This window comes from Fictibacillus phosphorivorans (genome assembly GCF_007673525.1).
GTDB classification, from domain to species: Bacteria; Bacillota; Bacilli; order Bacillales; family Fictibacillaceae; genus Fictibacillus; species Fictibacillus phosphorivorans_C.
In genome coordinates, this window is record NZ_VDZU01000001.1 from 852,945 (window position 1) to 868,687 (window position 15,743).

Here is a 15,743-nt window from a genome sequence, read left to right on the forward strand (position 1 = left end):
GAAGTTCTTGCAAACAGAAAGATTGAAATTCCGACCGTATACGACTGAGGATTTTTCGTTTTTTGCATCATTATGGGCAGATCCTGATGTCGTTCGATTCATCGGGAAAGGGGTAACTCGTTCAGAAGAAGAAGCTAGGAAAAGCTTTGAAGAATGGCTTCTTCCTGGATATCGTGAGGGCAGAGGATTGTTTTTGGTCGAGCACAGGGAAAGTCTAGTTCCGATCGGTCACGCAGGTATTGTGCAGCAAACGATCGATGGGAAGAAAGAATTCGAGATCGGCTATTGGTTGGCGAAGGAATATTGGGGAAGCGGCTACGCAACAGAGGCTGCGGTTCACTTCAAAAGTTACGCTGTTCAGGAATTAGGAATCACACGTCTGATCTGCTTGATTCAGCGGAAAAATAATAAGTCTATTTCTGTTGCTTCTCGATTAGGGATGACCCTCCAAAAAGAAACAACGTTTAATACGATACCTGTTGATGTTTACAGTTGGGAGGAAAGTGAGAAATAAGCTCATAGTAGTCTTTGGTTAATCCGTGGTTGAAGTGATACAATAGAATCATTGAAAAATGTCGAGGAGGACCCAATGGCTAAGGTACATATTCATGAACTCATAAAGAAATTCCATCTAGAGCTTGTTAGCGGGGAAGAAGGGATTCACCGCACGATTCGAACGAGCGACATCTCACGGCCAGGTCTAGAGATGGCTGGTTATTTTACCTTTTATCCAGGTGAGCGACTACAGCTTCTTGGGAAAACAGAGCTTTCGTTTATTTCAGAGCTCGATCCTGATACACGCATGGAGCGATTAACAGCACTTTGCACGGATGAGACACCAGGAATCATCGTTTCTAGAGACATCGAAGTTCCTAAAGAACTGCTGAAAGCTTCTCATAAAAGCGGAGTGCCGATCATGCGTTCACCCGTTACAACAACGCGTTTATCCAGTCGTATCACGAATTATTTAGAGAGTCGTTTAGCGCCAACGACTGCTAAACATGGTGTTTTAGTAGATATATATGGGATCGGTGTTTTGATCACTGGTAACTCCGGTGTTGGTAAAAGTGAGACCGCGCTTGAACTCGTAAAACGAGGGCACCGGTTAGTAGCGGATGATTCGGTTGAGATCAGACAGGAAGATGAAGATACGCTTATCGGCAGCGCACCTGAACTCATACAGCATCTTCTTGAGATTCGAGGTCTTGGCATCATCAACGTGATGACGTTGTTCGGTGCTGGAGCCATCCGCAACTATAAAAAGATCTCAATCGTTATGAATCTTGAAGCTTGGGATTCTAAAAAAGTCTATGACCGCTTAGGTTTAGAAGAAGAGACAACAAAGATCATTGATACGGAAATACCGATCTTAACGATTCCTGTTCGTCCTGGACGAAACTTAGCAGTCATTATTGAAGTCGCAGCGATGAACTTCCGTTTGAAGAGAATGGGCATGAATGCCGCACAACAATTCTCAGACCGTTTGACTGATGTAATTGAAGCTGGAGATGAAGAAGACCTATAAGAATGAGAAGGAAGTGTAGACTGTGGAAGAAACGATTCAACCTCTAAATCGTGTAGCACTCGAGTTAGGGCCGCTCACGATCTATTGGTACGGACTTATTATTGGGTTTGGTGCGATGCTTGGCCTTTGGCTTGCGGTAAGAGAATCAGAGAGACGCGGGCTTGCTAAGGATACGTTCGTTGATGTAGTAATGATCGCAGTGCCAGTGGCCATCTTATGTGCAAGGCTTTATTATGTAGCGTTTGAATGGGATTTTTATAAAGACCATCCAAGTAAGATTCTTGCTGTATGGGAAGGCGGAATCGCGATTCATGGTGCATTGATCGGTTCGTTCTTAACGGCACTCGTTTTTTCAAGAGTAAAGAAGATCTCATTCTGGAAACTTGTTGATATCGCAGCACCTAGCATCTTGCTCGGTCAGGCGATCGGACGCTGGGGCAACTTCATGAACCAAGAAGCTCATGGCGGGGAAGTGACACGAAACTTTTTAGAATCACTTATGCTGCCCGACTTTATTATCAATCAGATGTATATTGACGGCACTTATTATCACCCAACTTTTCTCTATGAATCACTTTGGAGTTTCATAGGTGTTATCGTCTTGCTTTATTTGCGCCGTGTTAACCTTCACAGAGGTGAATTGTTCTTAACATATATCATCTGGTATTCGATCGGACGTTTCTTTGTAGAAGGTCTTCGTACGGACAGCTTGATCGTTTGGGGAACTTCTCTTCGCATTGCACAAGTCGTCAGTTTGGTCTGGATTGCATCAGCGGTGATCATCTGGATCTATAGAAGAAAAGCAGGATTGGCTAAACAGCGATATCTAGAAAGTTAAAGGAGGCGAATGAAAAGTGGAAACGTTAAAAAAAGGCACACTTGCAGGCTTGAAAACCACTTGGACGCTAGGGAAGATCATTTTTCCTGTCACTTTACTCATCACGTTGTTGAGTCACACACCGGTGTTAGATTGGCTGATAGCTGTTTTAGCACCAGCCATGAAATGGATCGGTCTTCCGGGTGAAGCGGCGATCCCGCTCGTTCTTGGTAACTTTCTGAATCTATATGCCGGAATCGGGGGGATTCTTACTCTCGATTCTTTAACGGTGCAAGATGTGTTTATTCTCGCTGTTATGCTTTCTTTTTCTCACAACCTATTTATTGAATCTGGTGTAGCAGCGAGTGTGGGCATCAAATTATGGGTAATTCTACTTGTTAGAATTGGCTTGGCACTCTTTTCTGCATTTATGATTAATCTTTTATGGGATGGCGGAACAGAAAAAGCACAGTATGGTTTTATCTCAAAGCCCGAAGCAGCTCCGAACGGCTGGGGAGAGATCACGCTAACCGCGTTAGAAAAAGCGTCACTCGGTATTCTGCAACTCGCACTTATCGTCATACCGCTCATGATCATCATGCAATTTATGAAGGACAAAGGATGGCTGAACAAGTTTTCGAACTGGATGGCACCAGCTATGAAACTTCTTGGAATGAAAGAGAATACGTCCATGACGATGGCAGCTGGTCTTACGATCGGTCTTGCATATGGAGCAGGTGTGATGATGCAGGCTGCAAAAGAGGATGGCGTCTCAAAGAAAGATCTGTATCTAGCTTTTATCTTTCTCGTAAGCTGCCATGCTGTTGTTGAGGATACACTTGTTTTTGTACCATTAGGAATTCCGGTTCTGCCGCTGTTGATCATTCGAGTAGTGACAGCAATCGTTCTTACCGTATTAGTAGCATACGTATGGAACAAGCTTGAACGGAAAAATCGTTTAACAAGAAAGGAACGACAACATGAAACGCAACACCATACTATTTGATCTTGACGGAACATTAATCAATACGAACGAACTGATCATCGCTTCTTTTCTATACACATTGGATAAGCATTTTCCAGAGCAATACAATCGTGAGAGTGTCTTGCCGTTTATGGGGATGCCGCTCGTTGAGACGATGGAGCAGTTCGATAAAGAAAAAGTATCAGACTTAGTTCAAACATACCGTGAACATAACATCTCACATCATGATGAACTTGTTACAGAGTTTGAAGGAGTTTTTGAAACGGTAGAAGAATTGTATAAAAAGGGCTATAAACTGGGCATCGTAACTACAAAAATGAGAAATACAGTCGAGATGGGCTTACGCCTTGTTGGTCTTGATAAGTTCTTTCAAACGGTTGTTACGCTGGATGACGTGAAAAACGCGAAGCCAGATCCAGAGCCTGTTCAAAAAGCGCTAGCCTTGCTTGGATCGACCCCAGATCAAGCGATCATGGTAGGCGACAGCAAGTACGATATTCTCGCAGGGCAGAATGCTGGCACACAAACGGCTGGTGTAGCTTGGACGATCCGTGGCAACGATTATTTGCAGCAGTTTAATCCAGACTTCATGCTAAATGAAATGACGGATTTGCTGGATGTTTTAGGAGAGAGATAATTGCGAAATACTGAGCGTTATCCGGTAAAAGGAAGAAACTCGTTGTACCAGGTGTATGACACCGTTCCGTTCTGGAAAGTGGTAAAGAATTTCATTGCGATACAAGTGGCAAGATACACACCATTCCTACCGATAAAAAATTGGATCTATCGTACCTTTTTGAAGATGAAGGTCGGTGAGGGAACAGCATTCGCGTTGATGGTCATGCCAGACATCATGTATCCAGAACGCATATCAGTAGGGAAGAACTGTGTGATCGGCTATAATACAACGATATTAGCTCATGAATATTTAATAAAAGAATACCGTTTGGGTGACGTAATCGTGGGCGATGAAGTGATGATCGGTGCGAACTCTACGATCCTCCCAGGCGTTACGATCGGTCACGGTGCGATCGTATCAGCTGGAACGCTCGTCCACAAAAATGTCCCAGAAGGATCTTTCGTTGGTGGTAATCCGATGCAGGTCATCTACACGAAAGAAGAACGATCTAAGAGGGAAATGGAAAGCTAGAAATTTGTCGTAAGTTCCCCTCTTGGGTTTTCTTGTTTTTCGTCGTATACTTAATACAGGCAAAAAAGCGAAAGCTGGAGGCGCATACTATGAGAAGGAAATCATTCTCGATCGTATTTATGAAAAACACGTTTAAAATTGGACACCTCGTTGAAGACAACTGTCAGTCTCAGCATGCACCGAAAGCATCTCATCCTCAAAATAAGGCCGAACAACTGGCTGCTCGAGACACCTACCGTTTCCGGACTGCTGTGTCAAAAATGAAAGGTCATGGCCTTGTTAAGCATTACGAACTTCAAAGCAAACGTGCAAAGCTGGTTTTTTATGGCGACTATTCTACCTACAAACGTAACGTACCTCATATTGCGTTTACACGCGAACATTTTCAACACTACTTTGGAACAGAAGATTTAATCTGTGAATTTCTCCTTGATACTTCTATTTATTTATTTAAAGAACTCCATTTTTTAGAAGAGATCCAACTGGATATTCCGAGTCATGGTAAGATGTATACGGTCGAACTAACACGACAGGAACTCGATGAGTATATGAAGTGTGATTTGGCCGAGATGAAAGATGGTCATCACCATAGGTTCTTCTACATCTACCGAGACGAAGAGCTGGATCTATTTACGAATCAATTTGTAAAGGTCAAACGTTTAAGACGAAAAAAATTATAAAGTAGTTAAAACTGGCGCCCACTCGTCTTATGAATGGGTACCAGTTTTTTTGTTGTGTGAAGGGAGTGGGGGATAGCGAGTATGAGGCTTAGGGGCTAGTGACAAACAGCGAAATTTGTCGAGGATTGCAGACTCGTGGATAAACAGCCAAAACTCGTGGATTGAGCACCAAAACTCGTGGATAAATAGCCAAAACTTCTGGATTGAATGCAGAAACTTCTGGATTCAATCCAAAACTTTTGGATTCAGCATCAAAACTTCTGGATTGATAAGCCCTTATGTGCCATGCCACTTTGTTTTGATAGCAAACAAACTCCATTACTAGAAGTCTTTCCAAAAAAAATCTATTCCTTTTGTCGAAAAATGTCTTTATAATAAAAATGTTCCTTTTTTAAATTTTAAAAATATTGAAAGCGTTTTTACAACAAGAAAAGGCAGGAGGAAAACTGAATATGGAATATGGAGTTATTTTTTCAATTAGTGTGTACATGATCGGGATGGTGCTGATCGGGCTTTATGCGTACCGAAAGACCGATAACCTTACCGATTACATGCTTGGCGGAAGAAATCTTGGACCAGCTGTTACTGCACTAAGTGCGGGTGCATCAGATATGAGTGGATGGCTGTTGATGGGTCTTCCGGGTGCCATGTACGTATCTGGTTTAAGTGCTGGATGGATCGTGATTGGACTTTGTGCAGGAGCGTATCTGAACTGGCTCTTTGTAGCACCGCGTTTACGAACGTATACGGAAGTAGCGAACAACTCGATTACGATTCCAGATTATTTTGAGAACCGATTCAAAGATACTTCTCGCATACTGCGTATTACGTCAGCGTTAGTTATCGTGATATTCTTTACGTTCTATTCATCATCAGGAATGGTTGCGGGCGGACAATTGTTCGAGACAGCGTTTGGTCTGAATTACATGTGGGGAATCTTGCTTACAGCTGGAGTAGTTATTATTTATACTTTATTCGGCGGTTTCTTAGCGGTAAGTTATACAGATTTCGTACAAGGAGCGATCATGTTTGTAGCGTTGATCCTTGTACCATTCGTTGCGATTCTAAAAGTTGGCGGATGGGATGCTTCGTTTAACGAGATCGAAAGCATCAGTCCGACTCTGCTTGATGCCTTTACGGGAACAAGCTTGATCGGTATCATCTCCTTATTAGCATGGGGATTAGGATACTTCGGCCAGCCGCATATCATTGTTCGTTTTATGGCGATCTCGTCTGTAAAAGAGATGAAGAGCGCAAGACGAATCGGGATGGGTTGGATGGTCTTCTCGATCGTTGGAGCGATGTTCACAGGTCTTGTGGGGATTGCTTATTTCAACCAAGCAGGTGCTCCACTAGGGGAAGCAAAAGCTGAAACGGTATTTATCTTATTATCTGAAGTATTGTTCCACCCGATCATTACGGGATTCTTGCTTGCTGCGATCTTAGCGGCAGTTATGAGTACAATCTCCTCTCAGTTGCTCGTAACATCTAGTGCTTTAACAGAAGACTTTTACAAAGCATTCGTAAAACGTTCTGCATCTGATAAGGAACTCGTGTTAGTAGGGCGTTTGGCAGTGTTAGCTGTAGCCGTTATTGCATTTGTGATGGCTCTTAATCCAAGTGAAACGATCCTAAATCTTGTAGGTTATGCTTGGGCTGGGTTTGGTGCAGCATTCGGTCCAGTAGTATTGCTGAGTCTATATTGGAAGAGAATGACGAAATGGTCTGCTTTTGCGGGTATCGTTGTAGGAGCTGTTACTGTTATCGTTTGGGAACTCATCCCGGCTATGGCTGATGTATATGAGATCATTCCTGGATTCATTGCATGTACACTAACGATCGTAGTAGTTAGCTTAATGACAAAAGAACCAAGTGCAAGTATTCAAGAAGAGTTTGAAGAAACGAAAAGATTAGTAAGTTAATAGTGAGGATATGGACTGACCAAATAGCGGATTTAATTGCTGATTTGGTCAGTTTTTTCTTAGAATAAAGTTACTGATAGGGGAGGACTGTAGAATGGAATTCATGATTCTTGAAGGAATGCCAGAGGAGGATCTATTGAAACGAATCCTTCAGCTACATGAAATAATCTTTGGTGCATCAAATGACGATCTCCTTTTTAATATGAAATTGAAGAATAAACTAACAATCGTTACAGCTATTCATCATTCAAAGGTAGTTGGCTATAAAATGGGCTATGAAATCGATCATAACACTTATTATAGTTGGCTAGGCGGAGTCGACCCTGTTTATAGGGGGCAAGGAGTAGCTTCGAAGTTAATGAAACAACAGCATGAGTATCTGAAAATGAAAGGGTATTCTGTTGTTCGAACCAAAACGATGAATAAGTGGCGCCACATGTTGCTGTTAAATATTAAAAATGGGTTTGATGTGAAGGAAACGTATACGAATAAGAATGGGTTACATAAAATTGTACTCGAAAAAAAGTTATGTGATTAAACAATTGTTTAAAAAGAATTCACTCTTGATAGCAGCCTCCGCATATGATGGTATAAGCGGGGTGACGGATATGAGGATAAAAGATAGAGTGAAGCTTTGGTTCTTAGGATCGCTTTATCCGGGAAATTCATTACAACCGATTGAAAGCACAGAGCAGTTTGTTCGTGAACTAAATAAGGGCTGCCCGGTAATCTTTACGTTAAGAGATGTTTACGGATTGATTCTATACGATAAAAAAGAACAGCTCGGAACACTGTATATAAAAGATGTGTTCGGAATCACAGAAGACTATAGAAACTATTATTCAATACTTGAGTTGCTCTCGTTTTATAGTGAGCATGTTAGGGAAGGAATTTTATTCTATGCAGAGAATAATTAAAGAATCATATACTGTTGGACACCTCATTACTTGAGGTGTTGTTTTATTACATCCATAGAAAGTGAGTCATCGTTATATGCCGATTATTATACATCGAGAATTTGTACGTGCTCCTGCAGAAGTCTGCTTTGATCTTGCTCGAAACGTAGAAATACATACTGAAACGACCTCTCATACAAGAGAAAGAGCGGTCGACGGAGTAACGTCAGGTTATATGGAAAAGGGCGATTATGTAACGTGGGAGGCTGTTCATCTTGGCATAAAACAAAAGCTGACTGCAAAAATTATTGAGATGGAGAGGCCGCATATGTTTGTAGATGTGATGGTGAAAGGTGCTTTCCATTCATTCGTACATACCCATACGTTCGAACCGAAGAAGAACGGCACCATTATGGTAGATCATTTTCATTATAGATCTCCGTATGGCGTGATTGGAAGGTTAGCAGATTGGTTGTTCCTCGAAAAGTACATGACGAATTTTTTAGTAGGACGGGCGAGAGCGCTAAAAGAGATCGCAGAAAATACGCACCACACATAAAGATAGAAAGCGGTGATCAGTGATGAAGATAGGAATGGTACGTCATTTCAAAGTCAAACGAGGCTATCCGACTGAAAAATGGATTACGCCTACTGAATTTGATCAGTGGTTGAAAGAATACGAAGCGTCTGATGTAGAAGAAACAGACGTTGACTTAGGCGGAATCAACTGGAATACATGCTATTCGAGTACCGTTCGTCGTGCAGAATATACAGCAGGTAAGATTTACAGAGGTGAACTGATCAGAACGGATGATCTTCGTGAGATTCCTGTCTATCCATTTTTTAAAAGAGACATTAAGATTCCGATGATTCTATATCCTCTTTGCATCCGAACAGCATGGTTCTTTAACCACAAATCACAGCTTGAGCGAAGAACGGATGTAGAAATGCGTGTGTCAAAGATCGTTGACCGCATATTAGAAGAGAACAAAGAAAATGCATTGATCGTAAGTCATGGTGGACTCATGATGTTTATGAGAAAAGAATTGATCCGTAGAGGATTTAAGGGACCAAGATTAGGCAGACCCGAAAACGCGAAGCTCTATTTGTTTGAAAAGATCTAGGTGAGGCTGTCGAGGTGTGTCGAAAATCGGATAAATTTTATCCGTGAAATTATGTATGCTATCCGTGAATATAATGTTCATTACCGTGAATAAAAAAGAGATTACCGTGAAATTGTGCACTTTTACATCTATGTATCGAAAGAAAACTGGCTGATACCCCACACGAAAAGGGAATGTAGCCAGTTTTCTTTCGTAAAACCTTCATTTATTGAGCGTTCTTATAAAATTCTTCCATCATATCGTAGCTCATCGGGCCAATATGTTTTTGCTCGATGATTCCCTTTTTATTAATAATAAAAGTAGTCGGAATCGTGACCGTTTTGTACGTATCTCCGACTTTACCGTCTGGATCTAATAGAACGGGGAAGTTCAGCTTGTACGCTTGCGCAAACTTTTTTACTTCCTTCTCGGAGTCACTGTCTGTTAAGTTTACAGCTAAGATTTCTACTTTCTTAGAGGAGTGGTCTCTATAGAAACGTACCATTTCCGGTATCTCCGCACGACAAGGTGGACACCATGTAGCCCACAGGTTTACGAATACGACCTTACCTTTAAGATCTGATAGCTTTACGGTTTCGCCTTCGATCGTTTTTAATTCAAAATTCGGTGCACGGTCCCCTTTTTTGATACCGTAGGATGCTGCCTCTACGGCTTCTTCACTTGATTTCTGTCCACTGAGCGGGGAATTTGTTAGAACGGAAAAGAAGAGTGCAGTGACTAACATAGACAGAACGGTTTTTCTGATCTCAAACGAACCTTTCGTATATAAGTAAAGGGACAAGATAGAAAAGAACAAGGAGACCAAACCGTCAGCTAAGAGTGTAGTCGACGCCAAATGCGCACCATAATAAGCAGCGAAGTATAAAGTTAACCCTAATATACCGATATAAAATACCCTGCTTCTATCAAGCTCACGCTTACTCGCAGCCCCAAGAACATAAAGAATTGAACCGATGATTCCTAGAACGATTCCTGTTTCTCCTCCATTAAAGTACAAGATACTCGACGGGTGTTCAATGATCAGTAGGGGATGTAGAACAGCATAACTGAACTTCCAAACCAATAGAAATATTCCAACCGCATTACTCAATACGTCTAACAGCTGCTTTTTATCAGTTTCTTCTCTTACCTTTACATACAATAAGCCATACGCGATTAATGCCGATCCTACAATTGCTAGCCAAACCATCTTTACAGAAAAAGATCCGATCGTTATATAATCCTCCATCGTAACACCCACCTTAAACTTGTCCTCTATTCTAAACTTTATCAAACTTTAGCCTTTTTTATTCCTAATTTGCTTGTTTCATATAAAAAACCAGTGAAGGGTTCCTCCCTGCACTGGTCCTATACTACATTTCTTTTTTACATACTTCTTTGGCTTTTGAATTTTTTTATTTCTTTGACTGGTGATTGTAATGTAAGGTGCGTGCCTACCACTTGAAATACATCTCGTAAGGCATGCGACGAGGAAGCTTACTCCGGTAGCCTTAACTTTTAGACGCAGGAGCAAGGATCCTCTAGTGTCGAGCAGTCCAAGAAGTTAATGTGGCTCACCGCCTGCCCCGCGGAAAGCGAGCAACCTGGAATGGAAATCAACTGCTTTCAAAAGCAACAATGAATACGAAACAGCCTTTATAAAAGATAAAACCCAACTCCCATGATCAAGTAAGCGGCGAGGAGGGTGAGTCCTTCAAACCAGTTCGTATCGCCATCACTTGTTAACGAGATGGTTAAAAATACAGCGAGTACCATCGCGACAAGTTCAGGAAGAGTAAAGACGAGTGCCATCGATTTTTCAAAAAATAACGAAACCAATACTAGTAGTGGAGCGACAAACATCGCGATCTGAAGTGTTGAGCCGATTGCGATCTCTACAGCAACATTCATTTTGTTCTTATATGCCATGATGATTGCTGAAGCATGTTCAGCCGCGTTACCGACGATTGCAACGATGATGATTCCGATGAACACTTCACTCCAGCCGAGTGTTCTTCCTACTTCTTCAAAAGTATGAACGAGCTTTTCAGAAACATAAGCAACAGCAAGAGTAGCTAGAGCAAGGACGATTAGAGCTTTCCACTTACTCCATTCTGCCCTTTCATCTCCATGAGCCACATCATGTTCGGATTGATACACACCGCGGTGAGTAACGAGCTTGAACAAAAGTGCAGCCACGTAAAGAACAATCATGATTACAGATACCCATACACTTAAGGTGAGTGAATCGGCGCCGTTCAGTTTATAAGAAAAGACCTCAGGGAAAACAAAAGCGACTACAACAGCGAAAATCAGCAGCCCCGCGTTATGGCGTGCATCATAAACGTTGAATTTTTGCTGTTTATACTTTAAACCACCTATGAAGAAAGACAAGCCTCCGACTAGTAAAAGATTTCCGAGTACAGAACCAGTCAAAGACGCTAATACTACACTTATCAAACCTGCTTTTAGTGCAAAGATTGAAATGATGAGCTCGACCGCATTACCAAAAGTGGCGTTGAGCAAACCGCCGATTCTTGGACCTGCAATGATAGCTAAGCTTTCCGTGGCGCGTCCCATATAACCGGCTAGTGCGATGATCGTTGCACAATAGATTACAAAAAGTAAAACAGCAGGCCAATGTAAGATGCTGCCGATAACGGATAGCGGTACGCCGATGATGATGGCAATAAAAAAGATGCGATTAAACAAGACGCATTCCATCCCTTCTATGTATTTTATTTTTACATACTATTCCCTGAAATCTGTTTTCTTAACTCTGAATAAGGAAACAAGATTTTGTGTGAATTGGTTGACAGTTTCGACAAGGACGTGTAGACTAACTACTAAATCTTTATCATGGTAGTATGTTAGCGAACTAAAGTGTCGTGTTGAAATTTTGGTTTCTCACCAAGCTTTATTCAAAAAAACAAAAATCAATCTATTCATTTCATAAATAAAGGATGAAAGATCATGTCAAAACCGTTTGTTTTTGAAAAACCAGCAGGTATGCGCGATACACTTCCTGCCTTTTATCAGAATAATGAAGATATAAAAAATAGAATTAAACAAGAGATGGAGTCTTGGGGTTATCAATTCATTCAGACTCCTACTTTGGAATATCACGATACAGTCGGTGAAGCTTCGGCAATCTTAGATCAACAACTGTTCAAGCTGCTTGATATGGAAGGAAAAACATTGGTTTTGCGACCAGATATGACTGCCCCGATCGCAAGGGTCGTGTCATCAAGCATGAAGCAGGTAGCTTACCCGCTTCGCCTAGCATACAGTTCTCCCGTTTTCAGAGCGCAACAGCGAGAAGGGGGCCGGCCGGCTGAATTCGAACAAGTGGGTATCGAATTGATTGGTGAAGGTACAGCAAGCGCTGAAGCTGAAGCCCTAGCTCTTATGTCTGAAGTGTTCAAAAAGAGCGAGATTGCTTCATTTACTGTGGCTGTCGGACATATCGGATTTGTGCAAGAACTTCTTTCTGAAATTTTAGGAAATGATGACCGAGCAGCGGATCTGTTGCGTTATTTAAACGAAAAAAATTATGTGGGTTACACATCACATGTGAAAAAGCTGCCTCTTTCTTCTATTGATACACAGCGATTATTGAAATTGTTGGATTTAAGAGGCGGGATTGAAGTACTCGAAGAAGCATCTTCATTAAACCCGAACAGAAGAGGACAGCAGACCTTGCAAGAATTAAAAAATCTGTACGATCTCTTAGAAGATTACGATGCGGCACAAAACATTGTCTTTGATTTTACGTTGTTCAGTCATATGAGTTATTACACCGGAATTGTGTTTGAAGGGTACGGTGCAGGTATCGGGGCGCCGATCGCAAGCGGAGGACGTTATGACGATCTGCTCAGTCGTTTTGATCGAAAAGCACCCGCTATTGGTTTTGCGATCCGAATGGACTATTTTGTAGAAGCGTTAGGAAAGAAAAAGGATGATACAAAGAGACAATGCATTCTGTACACGAATGAGAGAAGAAAAGAAGCGCTAAAGCTTGCAAGAAACATGCGCAGTGAAGGCAAGCGTTTAGTGATGCAGAATCTATCCGGAGTAAAAAATGTGGATGAATTCAGCAAACGATTTGATGATGTTCTTTATTTAATCGGAACACAGCAAGGAGAGGACTTTTCATGAGTACGGTCTTAACGATGGCGATGCCTAAAGGGCGAATATTTGAAGAAGCAGTCGATCTTCTTAGACAAGCTGGATATCCGCTGCCTCCAGAGTTTGATGAATCAAGAAAATTAATCATCGATGCACCAGAAGCGGGTCTTCGGTTTATTCTGGCAAAACCGATGGATGTTCCGACTTATGTGGAGCATGGAGTAGCTGATATTGGAATCGCGGGAAAAGATGTGATGCTTGAAGAAGAGCGTGATGTGTACGAAGTACTTGACCTGAAAATCTCAGAATGCTATCTCGCAGTTGCAGGACTTCCAAACGGACATGATCAGAGAGTTGCACCAAAGATTGCTTCAAAATATCCGAATGTTGCATCTCATTATTTTAGAGAGCAGGGTCAACAAGTAGAAGTGATCAAATTAAACGGATCGATCGAACTTGCTCCACTCATTGGGCTAGCGGATCGAATCGTTGATATCGTTTCGACGGGGAGGACGTTAAAAGAAAACGGTCTGGTTGAACTTGAGAAAATAGCTGAAATTACATCGAGATTGATCGTGAATCCCGCTAGCTACAGACTTCATGCTGCACGCATCAACGATCTGGTTGAGCGACTTCGAACACTTGTTGAGAGCAAGGAGGAAGGTCAATGAAGATACAACCTGTAACGGAACTGAAAAACTTAGTGAGAAGTGTTGAACAAAACACGGAGAAGCAGAGAAAAGCAGTTCTTGATATTTTACAAAATGTGAAAACAAAGGGTGATGAAGCCCTTTTTGAATATACGGAGACATTTGATGGTGTATCTCTATCATCTCTAGAAGTAACAATGAACGAAATAGATGAAGCGATCTCTTCACTTGATCCTAAATTGATAGATATTATTTCAGAAGCAGCAGACAATATTCGTGAATATCACGAAAAGCAAAGACGACAATCATGGTTCTTCACCCGTGAAGACGGAACATTATTAGGTCAAAAAGTAACACCTCTTGATTCAGTCGGTGTTTACGTTCCAGGAGGAACAGCTGCTTACCCGTCATCTGTGTTGATGGGCGTCATACCAGCCGTTGTTGCTGGCGTAGAGGAGATCGTCCTAGTGTCACCGCCAGGAAAAGATGGAAAACTTCCATCTGCTGTATTGGCGGCCGCTTCAATTGCCGGAGTCAAACGGATGTTTAAAATCGGTGGCGCACAGGCGATCGGTGCACTTGCATATGGAACGGAATCTGTTCCCAAAACGGACAAAATCGTTGGTCCGGGTAATATATTCGTTGCGCTCGCAAAACGCGAAGTTTTTGGTGTATGTGACATTGATATGATCGCAGGTCCAAGTGAAATCGCCGTTCTTGCGGATGAAACCGCAAACGCTCGTTACATCGCGGCAGACCTTTTATCACAAGCAGAACACGACCCCCGGTCTGCAGCGGTATTGGTTACAACATCAAAAGTGTTAGGTGAGGAAGTTGCGACGGAAGTAGAGTCGCAACTCGCTGAACTTCCAAGAAAAGATATAGCGATGAAAGCAATTCGAGATCATGGAGTCATCTATATCGTGAATTCGCTTGAAGAGGGAGCAGATGTGATCAATCAGATCGCACCTGAACACCTTGAGATCATGACGAAAGATCCGATGGGTCTTCTCGGAAAAATAAAACATGCGGGTGCGATTTTTCTTGGAGAATATAGCTCAGAACCTGTAGGGGATTATTTTGCAGGAAGCAATCATGTTCTTCCGACAAGTGGAACTGCGCGTTTTTCAAGTCCGCTTAACGTAGACGATTTTACCAAAAAATCAAGTGTGATTCGATACAGTGAACAAGCACTAAAAGAAAACGGAGAGAAGATATCAGCTTTTGCTCGCTTAGAAGGACTTGAAGCACATGCGCGAGCGATTGATGTTCGACTGGAGGACAAGTAGATGGAGAATCAAGTGCGACAACATACGATTGAAAGAAATACGAAAGAGACACAGATCAGCTTAGCTCTAAACATTGATGGAGAAGGACAAGCAGATATTCAAACGCCTGTCCCATTTCTAAACCACATGTTAGACGCGATTGCACGTCACGGGCATTTTGATCTTTCTGTAAACGCTGCTGGAGATGTGGAGATCGATGACCATCATACAACAGAAGACGTTGGCATCTGCCTTGGCCAAGCGATCCAAGGAGCTCTTGGTGACAAGAGAGGAATCAAGCGATATGGCAATGCGTTTGTCCCGATGGATGAAACGCTCGCTCAAGTGGTGATCGATCTATCCAATCGTCCTCACCTTGAATTTCGTGCAGAGTTTCCAAGTCAAAAAGTAGGAACGTTTGATACAGAGCTCGTACATGAATTCTTCTGGAAGCTCGCGTTAGAGGCGAGAATGAACCTTCATGTGATCGTTCATTATGGCACGAACACACACCATATTATAGAAGCTATTTTTAAAGCTTTTACAAAAGCGCTTGATGAAGCTACACAGATCGACCCTCGTGTAAAAGGAGTGCCTTCTACGAAAGGAATGTTATAAA

At 42.1% G+C, this 15,743-nt stretch carries 18 protein-coding genes; 16 read left to right on the top strand and 2 right to left on the bottom strand.

Features of this window, described 5'->3' with window-relative positions; all coding sequences use genetic code 11:
* Positions 1–7 precede the first annotated feature (7 nt).
* The 12 genes from FS458_RS04015 (at position 8) to FS458_RS04070 (ending at position 9,099) form a co-directional block, all read left to right on the top strand.
* On the top strand, positions 8–514 hold the full coding sequence (locus tag FS458_RS04015) for a GNAT family N-acetyltransferase (RefSeq protein WP_144698050.1): 507 nt from the start codon (positions 8–10) through the stop codon (positions 512–514).
* Positions 515–589: 75 nt separating this feature from the next.
* A complete protein-coding gene (hprK, locus tag FS458_RS04020) occupies positions 590–1,525 on the top strand; it encodes an HPr(Ser) kinase/phosphatase (RefSeq protein WP_144698052.1) in 936 nt (311 codons plus the stop codon).
* Positions 1,526–1,547: 22 nt separating this feature from the next.
* Positions 1,548–2,363 carry a prolipoprotein diacylglyceryl transferase gene (lgt, locus tag FS458_RS04025; protein WP_144698054.1) on the top strand — a complete coding sequence of 272 codons (816 nt, stop codon included), beginning with the start codon at positions 1,548–1,550 and terminating at the stop codon, positions 2,361–2,363.
* Positions 2,364–2,379: 16 nt separating this feature from the next.
* Positions 2,380–3,348, top strand: a complete 969-nt coding sequence (locus FS458_RS04030) for a nucleoside recognition domain-containing protein (RefSeq protein ID WP_144698056.1) — start codon at positions 2,380–2,382, stop codon at positions 3,346–3,348.
* A complete protein-coding gene (gene ppaX / locus FS458_RS04035; RefSeq protein ID WP_144698058.1) occupies positions 3,323–3,964 on the top strand; it encodes a pyrophosphatase PpaX in 642 nt (213 codons plus the stop codon). The genes FS458_RS04030 and ppaX overlap by 26 nt, the downstream gene beginning before the upstream one ends.
* Complete coding sequence (locus tag FS458_RS04040) at positions 3,965–4,477, top strand: acyltransferase (protein WP_144698060.1); 513 nt, start codon at positions 3,965–3,967, stop codon at positions 4,475–4,477.
* A gap of 89 nt (positions 4,478–4,566) precedes the next feature.
* Complete coding sequence (locus FS458_RS04045; RefSeq protein ID WP_137791669.1) at positions 4,567–5,157, top strand: hypothetical protein; 591 nt, start codon at positions 4,567–4,569, stop codon at positions 5,155–5,157.
* A 452-nt stretch (positions 5,158–5,609) separates the two neighbouring features.
* Positions 5,610–7,079, top strand: a complete 1,470-nt coding sequence (gene putP, locus FS458_RS04050; RefSeq protein WP_144698062.1) for a sodium/proline symporter PutP — start codon at positions 5,610–5,612, stop codon at positions 7,077–7,079.
* 94 nt (positions 7,080–7,173) lie between these two features.
* Positions 7,174–7,617 (top strand): GNAT family N-acetyltransferase, encoded by a 444-nt coding sequence (locus tag FS458_RS04055; protein WP_186320438.1) that lies wholly within the window; start codon positions 7,174–7,176, stop codon positions 7,615–7,617.
* 70 nt (positions 7,618–7,687) lie between these two features.
* Positions 7,688–7,996 carry a hypothetical protein gene (locus FS458_RS04060; RefSeq protein WP_144698064.1) on the top strand — a complete coding sequence of 103 codons (309 nt, stop codon included), beginning with the start codon at positions 7,688–7,690 and terminating at the stop codon, positions 7,994–7,996.
* A gap of 76 nt (positions 7,997–8,072) precedes the next feature.
* Positions 8,073–8,534, top strand: coding sequence for an SRPBCC family protein (locus FS458_RS04065; RefSeq protein WP_144698066.1), 462 nt, complete (start codon positions 8,073–8,075; stop codon positions 8,532–8,534).
* Positions 8,535–8,556: 22 nt separating this feature from the next.
* A complete protein-coding gene (locus tag FS458_RS04070; RefSeq protein WP_144698068.1) occupies positions 8,557–9,099 on the top strand; it encodes a histidine phosphatase family protein in 543 nt (180 codons plus the stop codon).
* 205 nt (positions 9,100–9,304) lie between these two features.
* Here FS458_RS04070 and FS458_RS04075 read toward each other — a convergent pair whose 3' ends face one another.
* Together FS458_RS04075 and cax are read right to left on the bottom strand one after the other, a co-directional pair.
* Positions 9,305–10,327, bottom strand: a complete 1,023-nt coding sequence (locus FS458_RS04075; protein WP_144698070.1) for a redoxin domain-containing protein — start codon at positions 10,325–10,327, stop codon at positions 9,305–9,307.
* A 407-nt stretch (positions 10,328–10,734) separates the two neighbouring features.
* Positions 10,735–11,790 (bottom strand): calcium/proton exchanger, encoded by a 1,056-nt coding sequence (gene cax, locus FS458_RS04080; RefSeq protein WP_144698072.1) that lies wholly within the window; start codon positions 11,788–11,790, stop codon positions 10,735–10,737.
* A gap of 261 nt (positions 11,791–12,051) precedes the next feature.
* Between cax and FS458_RS04085 the strand changes: the two genes are divergently transcribed.
* Genes FS458_RS04085 through hisB form a run of 4 tightly spaced genes read left to right on the top strand, consistent with a single transcriptional unit; the run spans position 12,052 to position 15,742 of the window.
* A complete protein-coding gene (locus tag FS458_RS04085; protein ID WP_144698074.1) occupies positions 12,052–13,236 on the top strand; it encodes an ATP phosphoribosyltransferase regulatory subunit in 1,185 nt (394 codons plus the stop codon).
* A complete protein-coding gene (gene hisG, locus FS458_RS04090; RefSeq protein ID WP_144698076.1) occupies positions 13,233–13,877 on the top strand; it encodes an ATP phosphoribosyltransferase in 645 nt (214 codons plus the stop codon). The genes FS458_RS04085 and hisG overlap by 4 nt, the downstream gene beginning before the upstream one ends.
* Positions 13,874–15,145 carry a histidinol dehydrogenase gene (hisD, locus tag FS458_RS04095; protein ID WP_144698078.1) on the top strand — a complete coding sequence of 424 codons (1,272 nt, stop codon included), beginning with the start codon at positions 13,874–13,876 and terminating at the stop codon, positions 15,143–15,145. Before hisG ends, hisD begins: the two co-directional genes overlap by 4 nt.
* Complete coding sequence (gene hisB, locus FS458_RS04100; protein ID WP_144698080.1) at positions 15,146–15,742, top strand: imidazoleglycerol-phosphate dehydratase HisB; 597 nt, start codon at positions 15,146–15,148, stop codon at positions 15,740–15,742.
* Position 15,743: the final 1 nt, after the last annotated feature.

Excerpts from the sequence above, each read along its gene's own strand:
- hprK (WP_144698052.1), top strand. The coding sequence starts at position 590 with ATGGCTAAGGTACATATTCATGAACTCATAAAGAAATTCCATCTAGAG.
- ppaX (WP_144698058.1), top strand. The coding sequence starts at position 3,323 with ATGAAACGCAACACCATACTATTTGATCTTGACGGAACATTAATCAAT.
- FS458_RS04045 (WP_137791669.1), top strand. The coding sequence starts at position 4,567 with ATGAGAAGGAAATCATTCTCGATCGTATTTATGAAAAACACGTTTAAA.
- putP (WP_144698062.1), top strand. The coding sequence starts at position 5,610 with ATGGAATATGGAGTTATTTTTTCAATTAGTGTGTACATGATCGGGATG.
- FS458_RS04055 (WP_186320438.1), top strand. The coding sequence starts at position 7,174 with ATGGAATTCATGATTCTTGAAGGAATGCCAGAGGAGGATCTATTGAAA.
- FS458_RS04060 (WP_144698064.1), top strand. The coding sequence starts at position 7,688 with ATGAGGATAAAAGATAGAGTGAAGCTTTGGTTCTTAGGATCGCTTTAT.
- FS458_RS04065 (WP_144698066.1), top strand. The coding sequence starts at position 8,073 with ATGCCGATTATTATACATCGAGAATTTGTACGTGCTCCTGCAGAAGTC.
- FS458_RS04070 (WP_144698068.1), top strand. The coding sequence starts at position 8,557 with ATGAAGATAGGAATGGTACGTCATTTCAAAGTCAAACGAGGCTATCCG.
- FS458_RS04075 (WP_144698070.1), bottom strand. The coding sequence starts at position 10,327 with ATGGAGGATTATATAACGATCGGATCTTTTTCTGTAAAGATGGTTTGG.
- FS458_RS04085 (WP_144698074.1), top strand. The coding sequence starts at position 12,052 with ATGTCAAAACCGTTTGTTTTTGAAAAACCAGCAGGTATGCGCGATACA.
- hisG (WP_144698076.1), top strand. The coding sequence starts at position 13,233 with ATGAGTACGGTCTTAACGATGGCGATGCCTAAAGGGCGAATATTTGAA.
- hisD (WP_144698078.1), top strand. The coding sequence starts at position 13,874 with ATGAAGATACAACCTGTAACGGAACTGAAAAACTTAGTGAGAAGTGTT.
- hisB (WP_144698080.1), top strand. The coding sequence starts at position 15,146 with ATGGAGAATCAAGTGCGACAACATACGATTGAAAGAAATACGAAAGAG.